This window comes from Pseudomonas fluorescens, from assembly GCF_000967965.1.
GTDB lineage: Bacteria > Pseudomonadota > Gammaproteobacteria > Pseudomonadales > Pseudomonadaceae > Aquipseudomonas > Aquipseudomonas grandcourensis.
This window is the reverse complement of the sequence record NZ_LACC01000048.1, coordinates 13660-29721: the sequence shown is the minus strand read 5'-3', so window position 1 is coordinate 29721 and position 16062 is coordinate 13660. Positions and strand designations below refer to the sequence as shown.

General features: G+C 59.9%; 15 protein-coding genes. 7 read left to right on the top strand and 8 right to left on the bottom strand.

Annotation, left to right across the window (positions count from 1 at the left end; all coding sequences use genetic code 11):
• Nucleotides 1–10 precede the first annotated feature (10 nt).
• The 3 genes from VC35_RS26950 to VC35_RS26940 form a co-directional block, all read right to left on the bottom strand.
• Nucleotides 11–781 carry an IclR family transcriptional regulator gene (locus tag VC35_RS26950; protein WP_046043706.1) on the bottom strand — a complete coding sequence of 257 codons (771 nt, stop codon included), beginning with the start codon at nucleotides 779–781 and terminating at the stop codon, nucleotides 11–13.
• 95 nt (nucleotides 782–876) lie between these two features.
• Nucleotides 877–2088, bottom strand: coding sequence for a CaiB/BaiF CoA transferase family protein (locus VC35_RS26945; RefSeq protein WP_046043705.1), 1212 nt, complete (start codon nucleotides 2086–2088; stop codon nucleotides 877–879).
• Entirely contained in the window at nucleotides 2085–3026 is a 942-nt protein-coding gene (locus tag VC35_RS26940) for a hydroxymethylglutaryl-CoA lyase (protein ID WP_046043704.1), read from the bottom strand. Before VC35_RS26940 ends, VC35_RS26945 begins: the two co-directional genes overlap by 4 nt.
• 268 nt (nucleotides 3027–3294) lie before the next feature.
• On the opposite strand from VC35_RS26940, the gene VC35_RS26935 reads away from it, so the two are divergent.
• Complete coding sequence (locus tag VC35_RS26935; protein ID WP_046043702.1) at nucleotides 3295–4581, top strand: CitMHS family transporter; 1287 nt, start codon at nucleotides 3295–3297, stop codon at nucleotides 4579–4581.
• A gap of 61 nt (nucleotides 4582–4642) precedes the next feature.
• Here the strand turns inward: VC35_RS26935 and VC35_RS26930 are convergent, their stop codons facing one another.
• Complete coding sequence (locus VC35_RS26930) at nucleotides 4643–5983, bottom strand: DEAD/DEAH box helicase (RefSeq protein WP_046043701.1); 1341 nt, start codon at nucleotides 5981–5983, stop codon at nucleotides 4643–4645.
• Between the two features lie 192 nt (nucleotides 5984–6175).
• On the opposite strand from VC35_RS26930, the gene VC35_RS26925 reads away from it, so the two are divergent.
• Nucleotides 6176–7474, top strand: coding sequence for a mechanosensitive ion channel family protein (locus tag VC35_RS26925; protein ID WP_046043700.1), 1299 nt, complete (start codon nucleotides 6176–6178; stop codon nucleotides 7472–7474).
• A 203-nt stretch (nucleotides 7475–7677) separates the two neighbouring features.
• Here the strand turns inward: VC35_RS26925 and VC35_RS26920 are convergent, their stop codons facing one another.
• Nucleotides 7678–8322: a hydrolase gene (locus VC35_RS26920; RefSeq protein WP_008018228.1), complete on the bottom strand. Its 645-nt coding sequence runs from the start codon at nucleotides 8320–8322 to the stop codon at nucleotides 7678–7680.
• 158 nt (nucleotides 8323–8480) lie between these two features.
• On the opposite strand from VC35_RS26920, the gene VC35_RS26915 reads away from it, so the two are divergent.
• A complete protein-coding gene (locus tag VC35_RS26915) occupies nucleotides 8481–9368 on the top strand; it encodes a LysR family transcriptional regulator (protein WP_046043699.1) in 888 nt (295 codons plus the stop codon).
• A gap of 45 nt (nucleotides 9369–9413) precedes the next feature.
• Here the strand turns inward: VC35_RS26915 and VC35_RS26910 are convergent, their stop codons facing one another.
• From VC35_RS26910 to VC35_RS26900, 3 genes are all read right to left on the bottom strand, one after another.
• The gene (locus VC35_RS26910; RefSeq protein WP_046043698.1) at nucleotides 9414–10280 is read right to left on the bottom strand and encodes a carboxylate/amino acid/amine transporter; all 867 of its coding nucleotides are present in this window, start codon (nucleotides 10278–10280) and stop codon (nucleotides 9414–9416) included.
• Between the two features lie 341 nt (nucleotides 10281–10621).
• Nucleotides 10622–11221 (bottom strand): FMN-dependent NADH-azoreductase, encoded by a 600-nt coding sequence (locus VC35_RS26905; protein ID WP_046043697.1) that lies wholly within the window; start codon nucleotides 11219–11221, stop codon nucleotides 10622–10624.
• Between the two features lie 228 nt (nucleotides 11222–11449).
• Nucleotides 11450–11764, bottom strand: a complete 315-nt coding sequence (locus tag VC35_RS26900; RefSeq protein ID WP_046043696.1) for a hypothetical protein — start codon at nucleotides 11762–11764, stop codon at nucleotides 11450–11452.
• 49 nt (nucleotides 11765–11813) lie between these two features.
• On the opposite strand from VC35_RS26900, the gene VC35_RS26895 reads away from it, so the two are divergent.
• The 4 genes from VC35_RS26895 (at nucleotide 11814) to VC35_RS26880 (ending at nucleotide 16049) form a co-directional block, all read left to right on the top strand.
• Nucleotides 11814–12737: a PA3225 family LysR-type transcriptional regulator gene (locus tag VC35_RS26895; RefSeq protein WP_007972479.1), complete on the top strand. Its 924-nt coding sequence runs from the start codon at nucleotides 11814–11816 to the stop codon at nucleotides 12735–12737.
• 14 nt (nucleotides 12738–12751) lie between these two features.
• Nucleotides 12752–13555, top strand: coding sequence for an alpha/beta fold hydrolase (locus tag VC35_RS26890; protein WP_046043695.1), 804 nt, complete (start codon nucleotides 12752–12754; stop codon nucleotides 13553–13555).
• 3 nt (nucleotides 13556–13558) lie between these two features.
• A complete protein-coding gene (locus VC35_RS26885) occupies nucleotides 13559–14122 on the top strand; it encodes a peptidylprolyl isomerase (RefSeq protein ID WP_046043694.1) in 564 nt (187 codons plus the stop codon).
• A 94-nt stretch (nucleotides 14123–14216) separates the two neighbouring features.
• Nucleotides 14217–16049 (top strand): ABC transporter ATP-binding protein, encoded by a 1833-nt coding sequence (locus tag VC35_RS26880; RefSeq protein ID WP_046043692.1) that lies wholly within the window; start codon nucleotides 14217–14219, stop codon nucleotides 16047–16049.
• Nucleotides 16050–16062 lie beyond the last annotated feature (13 nt).

Below are 16062 nucleotides of genomic sequence, written 5' to 3'. Positions count from 1 at the left end.
TTCAGGACTGTTAACCCTGCGGGGCTGCGCGCTCAAGGGCTTTAAGCAACTCCCGATTGTCCCCGCCTAACGCGAGGGTCGCCTTGGCCGCTGCTTCGAGCAACAACCCACACGCTGTCGCCACTTTTTCCTGGCTGAAACGCTCTGCCGGGCCGGACAAGGTCATCGCTCCGGTCAGGTCATAAGCCGCGTTGAATACCGGCACCGACACAGCTGCGGTCTCGGCGTCGCGCTCGCCGAAGGACGTCGCCCAGAATTGCTCGCGGACAATACTGAGCATCGGGTCTGATGTGCCGGCAAAAGCCCGCAGGACTTTTCCCGATGCGCCCACATTCAGTGAAAATCGCGCTCCCTCATGCAGGGCAACACGCACCGCGCGTTTTGGTTCCACGCGAAACAGCACCACACGGCTGTCGTTTTCTCGCACATAGAACGAAGACGTTTCGCCGCTGGCTAGCGACAGGGATTCCAGCAACGGGTAGATCACATCCCGCAGGCGGAACGACGCCTGATAAACCTGCGCCAGCCGCAATGGTTCGGGGCCGACGGCGTACTGGCCGTCTCCAAGGCGACGGATGAAACCGGCACGCTCGAGCGAGCTCATCAGGCGCAGGATGGTGCTTTTATACAGCCCCGTGCGCCGGGCGATTTCCGCCAGTGGCAGGCTGTTGCTGCCGACATCAAACGCCGCGAGGATCGCGAACGCGCGATCCACGGCCGCTACACCACCTTCGGCAGCAGGCGTGGAGGATTCGTCTTCCGATAGGGATTGTTTGCTCATGTTCGCTCGTGACAAAACTTCAGGACGGCGCCAGCTCCGGGCTGCGCAGAGGCTACCTTAACCGTTGCTCGAAGCGGCGGCCACCCTGAGTGAGCTCAGGCCTGAGACTTGATGACACCAGCACCGTGCAGTGCCGTTACATCGGCAGCGGTGTAACCCAGTTCAGCCAACAACTCATCACTATGGCTACCCAATTGCGGTACGTTCAAACGCGTACCGAAACGCTGGCCGTCCATTTCGAACGGCAGCATGGGCACCTTGACCGACTGACCGTCGGGCATTGTCACTTGAGCCATGCCACCAGACTCGTTCAGGTGTTTATCGTCGAACAGATCCTGTGGACGCTGGATTGGTGAGAACGGCAACCCGGCCTCTTCGCACAGGGCCATCACTCGTTCCTTGCTCATCCGTGCCAGGCACTCACGCACGTGCGGCAGGATCTCTTTACGTGCAGCCACCCGCTGATTGTTGGCGGCCAACTGCGGATCGCTAGCGAACGTGTCGAAGCCAAACACCTCGCAAAAGCTTTTCCACTGACTGTCACTGACCACGCCGAGGAAGATCTGCTCTTCACCGACACAACTGAACACGTCATAGATGGCCCATGCCGAGACGCGGCTCGGCATCGGTGCCGCGGGTGTGCCGGTCACCACGTTCTGCATCATGTGCTGGGCCACGAGGAATGCCGAATTTTCAAACAGGCCGGTTTGCACGAACTGACCTTGAGCATTTTGATTGCGTTGCAACAGCGCTGCTAGAATCGATATCGCGCTGAACATCCCGCCCATGACATCGTTGACCGAGGCCCCAGCGCGCAGCGGCTGGCCGACCGGGCCGGTCATGTAAGCCAGGCCTGTCATCATCTGCACCACTTCGTCGAGGGCCGTGCGATGTTCGTAAGGGCCGGGCAGGAAACCTTTCATGGAGCTGTAAATGATGTCCGGTTTGATCGCCTTGATGTCGGCATAACCCAGACCGAGTTTATCCATGGTGCCAGGACGAAAGTTCTCGGTGACCACGTCGGCGGTGGCAATCAGCTTTTTCACCGCCGCAATGCCTTCGCTGGTTTTCAGGTCAACGGCGAAACTTTTCTTGTTGCGGTTGTAGGTGGTCCAGTAGCCGGCGCCAGACCCCATCAAGCGCCGGGTATTATCGCCTTGCGGAGTCGGTTCGACCTTGATCACCTCGGCCCCCAGATCCGCCAGCACCAGACCGCAGGCCGGCCCCATGACCATGTGCACGAACTCGATGACCCGAATACCGGCCAGCGGTAAAGGCTTTTGTTGTTGGCTGAGGCCCATGTTCATACCGCCTTCTTTGCATAGTGAAAATTCTTGCCCACACCGGCGTCCGGAATGAAGCCGTACAGCGGCTCTCCCGGCAGGCCTTGGTAGAGCCATTCGCGGGCCGCCACCAACCGATCGATGTCGATGCCGGTGCGCAGGCCCATCGATTCGAGCAGGTAAACCAGGTCCTCGGTGACGATGTTGCCTGACGCACCGGGAGCGTAAGGGCAACCACCAATCCCGCCTTGCGAGGCATCGATGGTGGTCACGCCCACGTCCAGCGCCGCCAGCACATTGGCCAGGCCCTGGCCACGGGTGTTGTGGAAATGCGCACTGCCAGCAACGCCCGGCAACTCCTGACGCAAGCGGGTGAACAACCGACGGACCTGCGTCGGGTTGGCGTAGCCGACGGTATCGGCCAACCCCACTTCATTGACACCCAGTTCGGCCATGATCGCGGCCATGCGCAATGTGTCGTCATCCGGCACTTCCCCCTGAATCGTGCAACCGAATACGGTCGATAACCCGGCCTCGATTTCGATGTGCGGGTATTGCTCGTTACGCAAGGCAACCACGGTGCGCACTTCCTGATAGACCTCGGCGTGAGTCTTGCGGATGTTGGCCAGGGAATGGGGTTCGCTCACCGAAATCGGCATCGTGATTTTCTGCACACCGGCCCTGAACGCCGCTTCGGCGCCCTTGAGGTTGGGCACCAACGCCGTCACAAACAGGTTGGGCAAGGTCCGCGCATGGGCCACCAACTGCGCCGCGTCGGCCATCTGCGGCAGCAGTTTGGGTGACACAAAAGAGCCCACTTCAATCTCCCGCAACCCGGCGGTCGCCAGGGCGGTGATCCATTTCAGTTTCAGTTCAGTCGGCATGGTGGCGGCGACGCTTTGCAGACCGTCACGTGGCCCGACTTCGCTGACCAAAATATCGATTTCGTTCGAATGACCCATCACCAGCTCTCCTGAAACGCTACGGGAGCCCCTGTTTTCAGGGGCTTCAGCATGAGTTCTACCTGACAGAATAATGTTCTATTTTTAGTATCGGCCGGGTTTCGATGCCTTGTCAACGAGTGGACAAAAACTTGACAGCACAAAAAATTGATCGGAAAGTTGTTCCACCAAAAGGAATGACGTTCTATCTGGTAGAACGATATAGGCGACAAGCGTTTGCTTAGGCCGCCGTGACACCCGGACAAAACCTATAAAAACGAGGGAACCCATGCTGACTCTACTCAGCTATTCGATGATCACCTGCTTCATGTACCTGGTCATGAGCAAACGCCTGTCGCCGCTGGTTGCGCTGTTGCTGGTCCCGGTCGCCTTTGCCTGCCTTGCCGGATACACCACGACGCTCGGACCGATGATGTTCGACGGTTTGAAGATGCTGGCCCCGACCGGAGTGATGCTGACCTTTGCCATCCTGTATTTCTGCATGATGACCGACGCAGGGCTATTCAACCCACTGGTCAAATTGATCCTCAAGGCGGTGAAAGGCGATCCGCAAAAAATCGTGCTGGGCACGGCGATTCTCGGGATCTGTGTCGGTCTGGATGGCGATGGCGCCACGACTTACATCATTACGTGCGCAGCGCTGCTGCCGCTCTATCGCCGCACCGGCGTGCGCCTGCAAGTCATGGCCACGGTGTTGCTGCTGGCCATTGGCGTGATGAATATTCTGCCGTGGGCCGGTCCGTTTTCCCGTGCGGCCAGCGCCATGCACGTCGATATCACCGAACTGTTCGTGGCGATGTTGCCGTTGATGGCTTTCGGTCTGGTCTGGGTGATGTTCGTCGCCCTTTACTTGGGCCGCCTGGAACGACGCCGGTTGGGGGTGGTGCAGCTCAATGGCGATGAAGGCCTGGATCACGCCACTGAATTTCGTTTGGGCGACTGGCGCTTGCTGTTCAACGCTGCGCTCACCATCGCCCTGATCGCGCTGATGATGCTCGCCGTGATGCCACCAGCAGTACTGTTCATGCTCGCGTTCGGCATTGGCCTGGTGGTGAACTTCCCGAACCTCAAAGAGCAGAAAGCCGTGATCGCCCGCCATGCCGACAACGTGATGGCGGTGACCTTGCTGATCTTTGCCGCCGGGATTTTCGTCGGCATCATGAGCGGCACCGGAATGACCAAAGCCATCTCCGAGAGCCTGATCCACGTCATCCCTGAGTGGGCCGGCAGCTCGATGTCGATCATCACGGCGTTCATCAGCATGCCGTTCACCTACGTGCTGACCAACGATGCGTTTTACTTCGGCGTTCTGCCGATCCTCGCGCAAACCGCCAGCCACTATGGCATCAGCGGCAAGGAAATGGCGATCGCCGGTTTGATCGGCCAGCCGGTGCATTTGCTCAGTCCGCTGGTGGCGTCTACCTATTTGCTGTGCGGATTGCTGGACCTGGATTACGGCGACAACCAGCGCATGACTTTGAAGTGGACCATCGGAACAGTGGGGGTGATGTTGCTGGCGGCGCTAGCGCTTGGTTCCATATCGATTGTCAGGTAGTTGTTTTGACGTAAAAAAACCCGGACGCTGTCCGGGTTTTTCATAGGTCGACTACAACGACTTACTCAGCCGCCGGCGCTTCCGGCTTGCGGCGCTTGAGCGGGGCCATGCCGTCCTTGCTGACCAGTGAATCGCTCTTGGGCCGGTTGGCGCTCTTGCGCTTGGTCGGGGTCTTGGCGGCAGTTTTCTTCTTGTCGCCCTTGGCGTCGGTCTTTTTCTTCTTCACGCCGACGGCCTTGCCCGAGGCCTTGACCTTTTTCGGTCCGCCGTAGGTGCCTTTGACTTCCTTGATGGTACGGCGCTCGAAGCTCTGCTTGAGGTAGCGCTCGATGCTCGACATCAGGTTCCAGTCGCCGTGGCAGATCAGCGAGATGGCCAGGCCATCGTTACCGGCGCGGCCGGTACGACCGATGCGGTGCACGTATTCGTCGCCGCTGCGCGGCATGTCGAAGTTGATCACCAGGTCCAGGCCATCCACGTCCAGACCGCGAGCGGCGACGTCGGTGGCCACGAGGATTTTCACGCCGCCCTGCTTCAGGCGGTCGATCGCCAGTTTGCGATCCTTCTGGTCTTTCTCGCCGTGCAGCACGAACGCTTTGTATTCCTGCGCCACCAGGCGGCCGTAGATACGGTCGGCCATGGCCCGGGTGTTGGTGAAGACGATGGCCTTCTGGTAGGTCTCGTTGGCCAGCAGCCAGTTGACGATCTGTTCTTTGTGCTGGTTGTGGTCAGCGGTGATGATTTGCTGACGGGTGGTTTCGTTCAGCTGGCTGACTGCGTTGAGCTGCAAGTGCTCAGGGTTGTTCAGGACCTTGGCGATCATCTCGCGCAGGCCCGAACCACCGGTGGTGGCGGAGAACAGCATGGTTTGCTGACGGTTGGTGCACTCATCGACCAGACGCTGAACGTCATCGGCGAAGCCCATGTCGAGCATACGGTCGGCTTCGTCGAGCACCAGTACTTCAACTTCTTTCAAGTCGAGGTTGCCGGCGTTCAGTTGCTCGATCATCCGGCCCGGCGTACCGATCAGGATGTCCGGTACCTTGCGCAGCATCGCGGCCTGGACCTTGAAGTCTTCGCCGCCGGTGATCAGGCCGGACTTGATGAAGGTGAACTGCGAGAAGCGTTCAACTTCCTTCAAGGTCTGCTGGGCCAGTTCGCGGGTCGGCAGCAGGATCAGGGTCTTGATGCTGACGCGGATTTTCGCCGGGCCGATCAGACGGTTGAGGATGGGCAAAACGAATGCAGCGGTTTTGCCGCTACCGGTTTGCGCCGTCACCCGCAGGTCACGCCCCTGGAGCGCCAGCGGGATGGCCGCGGCTTGCACAGGCGTTGGCTCGACAAATTTCAGCTCGGCCACGGCTTTGAGCAGGCGTTCGTGCAGGGCGAATTGGGAAAACACGGGTGCTACCTCGAAGAAATGCAAAAAAACAGCTGCATAGGGTAACGGTTTCGAGCGCTCAGGCCGAGTTTCTTTATACAAATGGCGGTAAACAGTTGGTTTTTTGTTGCCTGATTTTTCCCGAAACGTAATACAAAGCGTCTTAAATGCTCTAATCCCCTCTCGCGCCTTACAGAAGAATCGTTTTCGACCATGGATATCAAACAGCTCTGGATCAACATCCTGGACCTTTGGGGTGCCCTCGACCAGCACCCGCTCGTGCACTCCAGCCTGTCGCTGTTGTTGCTGCTGGCAATTGCGCTGTTCCTCGGACGGGTGGCGCGCTACCTCATTCTGCACGCGGCCAAAATGCTCGGCCGCCAGCCGGCCTTGCACTGGGTCAATGATTTTCTACAGAACAAGGTGTTCCATCGCCTGGCGCAGATCGCGCCTTCGCTAGTGCTCCAGTTCGGTCTCAATCTGGTGCCGGACCTGAGCAAAACCAGCCTGAACTTCCTCGGCAACGTCGCCCTGTCCTTCACCTTCCTGTTTCTGCTGCTGGCGGTCAGCGCCCTGCTCAACGCCCTGCTGGACATCTACGCCCGCACCGAGCACGCCCGCACCCGCTCGATCAAGGGCTATGTGCAACTGGCGAAAATGGTGCTGTACGTGTTTGGCGCGATCATCATCGTCGCCACGCTGATCGACCGCTCGCCGCTGTTGCTGCTGTCGGGTCTGGGTGCCATGTCGGCGGTGATTTTGTTGGTCTACAAGGACACGCTGCTGTCGTTCGTCGCCAGCGTGCAGTTGACCAGCAACGACATGCTGCGGGTCGGCGACTGGATCGAGATGCCCCAGGTGGGCGCCGACGGCGATGTGGTGGACATCACGCTGCACACGGTCAAGGTGCAGAACTTCGACAAGACCATCGTCTCGATCCCGACCTGGCGCCTGATGTCCGAGTCGTTCAAGAACTGGCGCGGCATGCAGGCTTCCGGTGGTCGCCGGATCAAACGCAGCCTGTTCATCGACGCCAGCGGCGTACGCTTTTTGCGTGACGACGAAGAGCAGAAGCTGTCCCAGGTGCACTTGCTCACCGACTACATGACCCGCAAACAGGCCGAACTCAAGGCTTGGAACGAAGCCCAGGGCAACGTCGCGGCCATGTCGGCCAACCGTCGGCGGATGACCAACATCGGCACCTTCCGCGCCTATGCACTGGCCTACCTGAAGACTCACCCGGGGATCCAGCCGAACATGACCTGCATGGTGCGCCAGATGCAGACCACAGCCCAGGGCATTCCGCTGGAGATCTACTGCTTCACCGGCACCACGGCGTGGGCCGACTACGAGCGGATCCAGGGGGATATTTTCGACTACCTGCTGGCGGTGCTGCCGGAGTTTGGGTTGAGTCTTTATCAGCAGCCGAGCGGAACGGATTTGCGTGCGGGGATATTGCCGGCGGTACTGGGCGCGAGCCACATTCCCGAAGCTGAAAAGCGCAGGGTGTAACACCACAAAAAAACTGTGGGGTTTGTGTGGCGAGGGAGCTTGCTCCCGCTGGACAGCGAAGCTGTCCCAATGACTGCAGTCCGGTTCCTTCAGACAACCACCGTCGGCTGGTACTACGACTGCTGCGCAGCCGAGCGGGAGCAAGCTCCCTCGCCACAAGAGCCTGCTCCCACAAGGGTTACATCGCTTTCAGAAATTGCGAGTTACTTGACCTGCCGCTGCGGTGCCTTGTGCACCATGGTGTAGGCGTAATCCACGCCCATGCCGTACGCGCCGCTGTGTTCCAGCACCAGCTCCATCACCGCCTCGTAAGTGTCCTTGTGTGCCCAGTCGCGCTGGTATTCGAGCAACACTTGCTGCCAGGTCACCGGTACCGCGCCGGCCTGAATCATCCGTTGCACCGACATATCGTGGGCTTCCTTGCTGGTGCCGCCGGAAGCGTCGGTAACGATGTACACCTCGTAGCCTTCAGCCAAGGCTTCCAATGCCGGGAAAGTCAGGCAGACCTCGGTCCACAGCGCGGCAATGATCAGCTTCTTGCGGCCGGTGGCTTTCACCGCGTCGACCAGTGCCTTGTCTTCCCAGGAGTTCATCGAAGTGCGTTCGATCGGCTTCTGATCCGGGTGCACCGCCAGCAATTCGGGCCAGATGTAACCGCTGAAGCTTTCGGTTTCGACCGAGGTGTAGATGGTCGGCACGTTGAAAATCTTCGCTGCCTTGGCGAGGCCCACGGTGTTGTTCTTCAGAGTCTGGCGGTCGATGGACTGCACGCCGAATGCCATTTGCGGCTGGTGGTCGATCAGGATCAGTGCGGAGTTGGTTGGGTTGAGCAGTTCACGAATAGACATGGCGCGTTCCTTTTGATGTCGATACTTCGAATGGGTCAGGGGTTAGTCGACGATGCCTTCAGCGGCGTTGTTGTCGGCTTGGATGTCACTTTAGGGGCTGGCGATTAAAGGGACAATTACCTAAAATTGAGAATCATTGATTCTAAAATAGGGACAATATGGATCGCATCGAATGCATGCGCGCGTTCGTCGTCACGGTCGGCGAGAACGGCTTCGCCGCAGCCGCCCGGGCCATGGACGTACCGCGCTCGAAAGTCAGCAAACAGATTCAGGCGCTGGAAGAAGCCATCGGCGTGCAATTGCTGCAACGCACCACCCGCAGCCTGCACCTGACCGAGGCCGGAGCCGAGTATTTCGACGCAGCACGGGAGGTGCTGGCGGCACTTGACGAGGCCGAGCAACGCGCCCGTGACGGCATCGGCGAGTTACGCGGTGTGTTGCGGGTCAATGCGCCGATGTCGTTCGGTCTTCGGCGGCTGGGGCCGTTGATTCCGCTGTTTCATGAACAGCACCCGAACATCGAGCTGCAACTGGTGCTCAGCGACCAGCAGGTCGACCCGGTGCGGGGCGGCTTTGACGTGACCATCCGTATCGCCAGCATGCCCGACTCGACGATGATCGCCCGGCAACTGGCACCCGCGCCGCGCATCATGGTGGCGTCCCCGGCTTATCTCGAGCGCGCGGGCGTTCCGCAGACTCCGCAGGATCTGCGCACCCATCAATGCCTGAACTACGGGTATCTGCAGAGCGGTGTCAGCCTGCAACTGTGCAATGGCAAGGAAACCCAGCGGGTGAACGTCACCGGCCCACTGCACGCCAACAACGGCGACCTGCTCGCCCAGGCCGCCGAAGCCGGCATGGGCATCGCCCTGCTGCCCGACTTCATCGTCGAGGATGCGCTGGCGGCCGGGCGACTGGTGCCGGTGCTGTGCGAATGGCAGGCCCCGGCGATCACCATCAACGCGGTGTATTCATCAGCACGGCGGGTGCCGCAGAAGACCCGGGCGTTTATCGAGTTTCTGGTGGGACAACTGGCGCCGAAGTGATTTTCGGAGATCACGCGCCCACAGGGATATCGGGTTACCCAGGGTTTAGTGAACGGCCAAAGGCTTGCGTATACCCAACCGACTGATCCACACCGCCAGCAAAATCACCGAACCACCGAGCAACAGCCGCCCCAGTTCTTCGTGCTGGTTCCAGATCAGCAGGTTGATCAGCAACCCCACCGGCACATGCAGATTGTTCATCACCGCCAGCGTCCCGCCGCTGACCAGGCATGCGCCTTTGTTCCACCAGTACAGCCCCAAAGCAGTCGAGACCAGGCCGAGGAACAGCAGCACGCCCCATTGCAACGGTGCTTCGGGCAGGAAGTTCTGTTTGCCGAACAATAGAAACGCTGGCAGCGCCACGGCCAGTGCGCCGAGGTAGAAGTAGCCGAAGCGCCGGTAATGCGGCAGATCGCTCGGGTGGCGCGCGACCAGGTGTTTATAGAGCACCTGCCCGGCGGCGTAGGTGAAGTTGGCCAGTTGCAGCAACAGGAACCCCATGAAGAAGTCCGGGTTGATCCGGTCAAAGCGAATCACCGCCGCCCCAGCCACTGCCACCAGCGCCGCGATCAGGGCCCAGGGATTGAAGCGACGATTCAGTGCATCTTCGATCAGGGTCACGTGCAGCGGCGTGAGGATGGTGAACAGCAACACTTCCGGCACCGTCAGTACGCGAAAGCTCAGGTACAGACAGACGTACGTCACGCCGAACTGCAACGCGCCGATCAGCAGCATGCCGCGCATGAACGCCGGTTCCACCGAGCGCCAGCGGGTCAGCGGGATGAACACCAGCCCCGCCAGCAGCACTCGTACCAAGACTGCAAAATAACTGTCGACATGACCGGCCAGGTATTCGCCGATCAAACTGAAAGAAAACGCCTGGATCAGCGTGACAAAAAGTAGATAGCCCATGCTCGCCTCATTTCGAATGGCGGCGACGATAGCGGGTTTTGCTGCTGATCGCGAACGCTAAACCAACACAAAACCTGTGGGAGCGAGCCTGCTCGCGAAGACGGCGCGTCAGACACATAGAGGCTGGATGTGCCGACGCTTTCGCGAGCAGGCTCGCTCCTACAGGGGTGCGTGGGTGTCTATAAAATCGCAGGCAAAAAAAAGCCCGATCTCGCTAAAGCGTTCAATCGGGCCAGGGCACTCAGGAGCAACAAGTGCGAAGGGAGGTTCGATGCGCGTACAGGCTTGAAGGGTTGCGCCAGGTCACTAGACCATCCAGCGATTATCTGGCGATTAACCGGTCAGGCCACTTGCGAAAGCTTGGCGTTCGCCTGGTTCAGGCCTTTCTCCTGGAAGTCACCGCCCAGGTTCATGCCTTCGGCGTGGATGAACGTCACGTCGTGGATGCCGATGAAGCCCATGACCTGGCGCAGGTACGGTTCCTGGTGATCGGCGGTGCTGCCGGCATAGATGCCGCCACGAGCCGTCAACACATAGGCACGCTTGCCGCTGAGCAGGCCTTGCGGACCGGTCTCGGTGTACTTGAAGGTCACGCCGGCACGCAGCACATGGTCGAGCCAGGCTTTCAGGGTGCTGGGAATTGCGAAGTTGTACATGGGCGCGGCCATGACCAGAACATCGGCGGCGAGCAATTCGTCGGTCAACTGGTTGGAGCGTTCCAGGGACGCCTGCTCGATGTCGCTGCGCTGCTCGGCGGGTTTCATCCAGCCACCCAGCAGGTTGATGTCCAGGTGCGGCACCGGCTTTACGGCCAGGTCCCGGACGGTGATCTGGTCATTCGGGTGAGCGGCTTTCCACTGGCTGATGAAGGTCTGGGTCAGTTGACGGGAAACCGAGTCTTGCTGACGGGCACTGCTTTCGATGATCAGAACGCGGGACATGGGATGTAGCCTCCATCTGAGAATGCGGTAGGTCGATGGAGTGAAGGTTAAACAGAGTCATATCGATGAAAAAGCGCAAATAACTGCTACAACCCATCAATAAATTCGTTTATAAGCAAACGATGCCCCTGTAGGAGCGAGCCTGCTCGCGAAGCGGTGGGTCAACAAAAGAGATATCGACTGACACGACGCCTTCGCGAGCAAGCCCGCTCCGACAGGAGATTGCTGTTATTTCGGGGTGCAGGACAGCTCGATGCGCAGCTTGATGATGCTGCGGGTGAACTTGGCGGTGGCATTTTTGTGCTTGCCGGCCGGTACGTCGATCTTGCGGGTACGCGGTGCTTCCGGGCCATTGATGAAAACGGCCTTGCAGCTGGCATCGACGTCGCCGTAGTTGGCCACCTGAATGGAGCCGATGTCGTTATCCGTGTCGTAGGTCTGGTAATCGATCTTCATGCCGTTGAGGTCTTTTTTCACATCGATCGGGTAAGCCATCGCCGTCAGCGGCAGCAGCGCCAGCAGCACATAACAGAATTTTTTCATTCAGCAGCCTCCAATAGGGGCTGCCAGCTTAGGACAAGAGGAGCTCAACATGAAAGCGCCCCGCGTGACCCTTGATCAATGGCGAACGCTGCAGGCCGTGGTCGATCACGGTGGTTTCGCTCAGGCCGCCGAGGCGCTGCATCGCTCGCAATCGTCAGTCAGCTACACCGTGGCCCGCATGCAGGATCAACTCGGTGTGCCGTTGCTGCGCATTGACGGACGCAAAGCCGTGCTGACCGAAGCCGGCGGGGTGCTGTTGCGCCGTTCCCGGCAACTGGTGAAACAGGCCAGCCAACTCGAAGACCTGGCCCATCACATGGAGCAGGGCTGGGAAGCCGAAGTGCGCCTGGTGGTCGATGCCGCCTACCCAAGCGCCCGCCTCGTCCGCGCCTTGACCGCGTTCATGCCGCAAAGCCGTGGCTGTCGGGTGCGCCTGCGTGAGGAAGTGCTGTCGGGGGTGGAGGAAGTCCTGCTCGAAGGCGTGGCCGACCTGGCCATCACCGGGTTCAGTATTCCCGGTTACCTGGGCGCGGAATTGAGCGACGTCGAGTTCGTCGCGGTCGCCCATCCGGAGCATCCCCTGCACCGCCTCAACCGCGAACTGAGCTTCCAGGACCTGGAAAGCCAGATGCAAGTGGTGATCCGCGACTCGGGCCGCCAGCAGCCACGGGACGTCGGCTGGCTCGGTGCCGAACAGCGCTGGACCGTCGGCAGCCTGGCCACTGCCGCGACCTTCGTCAGCAGCGGTCTGGGTTTTGCCTGGCTGCCCAGGCACTTGATAGAACGGGAACTCAAGGAAGGCACGCTCAAGCTGCTACCGCTGGATCAGGGTGGCAGCCGCAACCCGAGCTTCTATCTGTATTCGAACAAGGACAAACCGCTCGGGCCGGCCACGCAGATTCTCATCGAACTGCTGCGTACGTTTGACACCGCACCACTGGACGCACCGTTCGCCGCCCCCGAACAAGCCTGACACGGAGTGTATGCATGGCCTATTTCGAACACGAAGGTTGCAACCTGCACTATGAGGAATACGGCCACGGCACGCCGCTGCTGCTGGTCCACGGCCTGGGCTCCAGCACCCTGGACTGGGAAAAACAGATCCCGACACTTGCCACCCGCTACCGGGTGATCGTCCCGGATGTGCGCGGTCACGGCCGTTCGGACAAACCCCGGGAGCGCTACAGTATTGCCGGATTCAGCGCTGACCTGATTGCACTGATCGAACACCTCAATCTCGGTCCGGCACACTATGTCGGCCTGTCCATGGGCGGCATGATCGGCTTCCAGCTAGGCGTGGATCAGCCGCAACTGCTCAAGAGCCTGTGCATCGTCAACAGCGCGCCCGAGGTCAAACTGCGCAGCCGCGACGACTATTGGCAGTGGTTCAAGCGCTGGAGCCTGATGCACGCACTCAGCCTGCGCACCATCGGCAAGGCGCTGGGCGGCAAGCTGTTCCCGAAACCCGAGCAGGCCGATTTACGACAAAAGATGGCCGAGCGCTGGGCAAAAAACGACAAACATGCTTATCTCGCCAGCTTCAATGCCATTGTCGGCTGGGGGGTCCAGGAACGACTTTCGAAGGTCGCCTGTCCAACCCTCATCGTCAGCGCCGACCGGGACTACACACCGGTGGCGCTGAAGGAAAATTACGTAAAACTGCTGCCCGACGCGCGACTGGTGGTGATCGACGATTCACGCCACGCCACGCCTCTGGACCAGCCGGAACACTTCAACCAAACACTGCTGGAGTTTCTGGCCGCAGTCGACACCACCACTCAGGATCACTGACCCATGCTGAAAAAAATCGCCCTCGCCGCAGGCTCCGTCCTGTTTGCCGCCAACCTGATGGCCGCGACGCCGGAAAAGGCACCGCATGTGCTGCTGGACACCACCAACGGCCAGATCGAAATCGAACTGGACCCGGTCAAGGCCCCGATCAGTACCAAGAACTTCCTTGAATACGTCGACAGCGGCTTCTACAACAACACGATTTTCCACCGGGTGATCCCGGGTTTCATGGCCCAGGGCGGTGGTTTCAGCTCCTCGATGCAGCAGAAACCAACCAAGGATCCGATCAAGAACGAAGCCAGCAACGGCCTGCATAACGTACGCGGCACGCTGTCGATGGCGCGCACCTCCGATCCTGATTCGGCCACCAGCCAGTTCTTTATCAACGTCAAGGACAACGACTTCCTTGATCCGGGTCGCGACGCCGGCTATGCCGTATTCGCCAAAGTGGTCAAGGGCATGGATGTGGTCGATATCATCGTCAATGCACCGACCACCACCAAAAACGGTATGCGCGACGTACCGGCCGATCCTGTGTTCATCAAGTCGGCCAAGCGCATCGACTGAGACTAAGCTGGACAAGGATGTCCGAGCCGTTGCCGGTGTTTGCCGGCAACGCTCAACACGTTAAAAGGAGAGCCCGCTCGCGGGCAAACAACCAATGCTTTATCGCCGCTTTGAAAAACTGATCGATGTTTTCCGTGAAGCACCGACGGCGTCTCCGCCGGACCGGGTTTTCCCTTTCTACACTTATTACCTCAAGCAGGTCTGGCCGAGCTTCGCCGCCCTGCTGATCGTCGGCCTGATTGGTGCCTTGATCGAGGTGGCGTTGTTCAGCTACCTGAGCCGCATCATCGACCTGGCCCAAGGCACGCCGAACGTCAGTCTGTTCCAGGATCACGCCCTCGAACTGACCTGGATGGTGGTGGTTGCGCTGGTGCTGCGCCCGATCTTTGTCGGCCTGCATGACCTGCTGGTGCACCAGACCCTGAGCCCCAGTATGACCAGCATGATCCGCTGGCAAAACCACAGCTACGTGCTCAAGCAGAGCCTGAATTTCTTCCAGAACGACTTCGCCGGGCGCATCGCCCAACGCATCATGCAAACCGGCAACTCGCTGCGTGATTCCGCCGTGCAGGCCGTAGATGCGTTGTGGCATGTGCTGATCTACGCCATCAGTTCCCTGGTGCTGTTCGCCGAAGCCGACTGGCACCTGATGATCCCGTTGCTGACGTGGATTTTCGCCTTCATCGGCGCCCTCTGTTACTTCGTGCCACGGGTAAAGGACCGCTCTGTGGTGGCGTCCGATGCGCGCTCAAAACTCATGGGGCGGATTGTCGACGGCTACACCAACATCACCACCCTGAAACTGTTCGCCCACACCAACTTCGAGCAGCAATACGCCCGCGAAGCCATCAAGGAACAGACCGAGAAGGCGCAACTGGCCGGCCGCGTGGTCACCAGCATGGACGTGGTCATCACCAGCATGAACGGCCTGCTGATCGTCTGCACCACCGGCCTTGCCCTGTGGTTGTGGACGCAGTCGTTGATCAGCGTGGGGGCGATTGCCCTGGCCACCGGCCTGGCGATCCGCATCGTCAACATGTCCGGCTGGATCATGTGGGTGGTGACCGGCATCTTCGAAAACATCGGCATGGTGCAGGACGGTCTGCAGACCATTTCGCAACCGGTCAGCGTCACCGACCGCGACCAGGCCAAACCCCTGGCGGTGGCCCGTGGCGAAGTGCGCTTCGAACAGGTGGATTTCCACTACGGCAAGCAGAGCGGGATCATCGGCGACCTCAACCTGACCATCAAGGCTGGCGAGAAAATCGGCCTGATCGGACCGTCCGGTGCCGGTAAATCGACCCTGGTGAACCTGCTGCTGCGCCTGTACGACGTCGAAGGCGGACGCATCCTGATCGACGGCCAGAACATTGCCGACGTCAGCCAGGAAAGCCTGCGCGAACGCATCGGCATGATCACCCAGGACACCTCGCTGCTGCACCGCTCGATCCGTGACAACCTGCTGTACGGCAAGCCCGACGCCACCGACGCGCAACTCTGGGAAGCGGTGCACAAGGCCCGGGCTGACGGGTTCATTCCGTCGCTGTCGGACGCTGAAGGCCGCACCGGTTTCGATGCCCACGTCGGTGAGCGCGGGGTGAAACTCTCCGGCGGCCAGCGCCAGCGCATCGCCATCGCACGGGTACTGCTCAAGGACGCGCCGATCCTGATCATGGACGAGGCCACCTCGGCACTGGATTCGGAAGTCGAATCGGCGATCCAGGAAAGCCTCGAAACCCTGATGCAGGGCAAAACCGTGATCGCCATCGCTCACCGGCTCTCGACCATCGCCCGGATGGACCGGCTGGTGGTTCTGGAAAACGGCAAGATCGCCGAAACCGGAACCCACGCCGAACTGCTCGCCCATGGCGGTTTGTATGCGAGGTTGTGGCAACACCAGACCGGTGGGTTTGTCGGGATCGATTGATCCCCTGAACAAC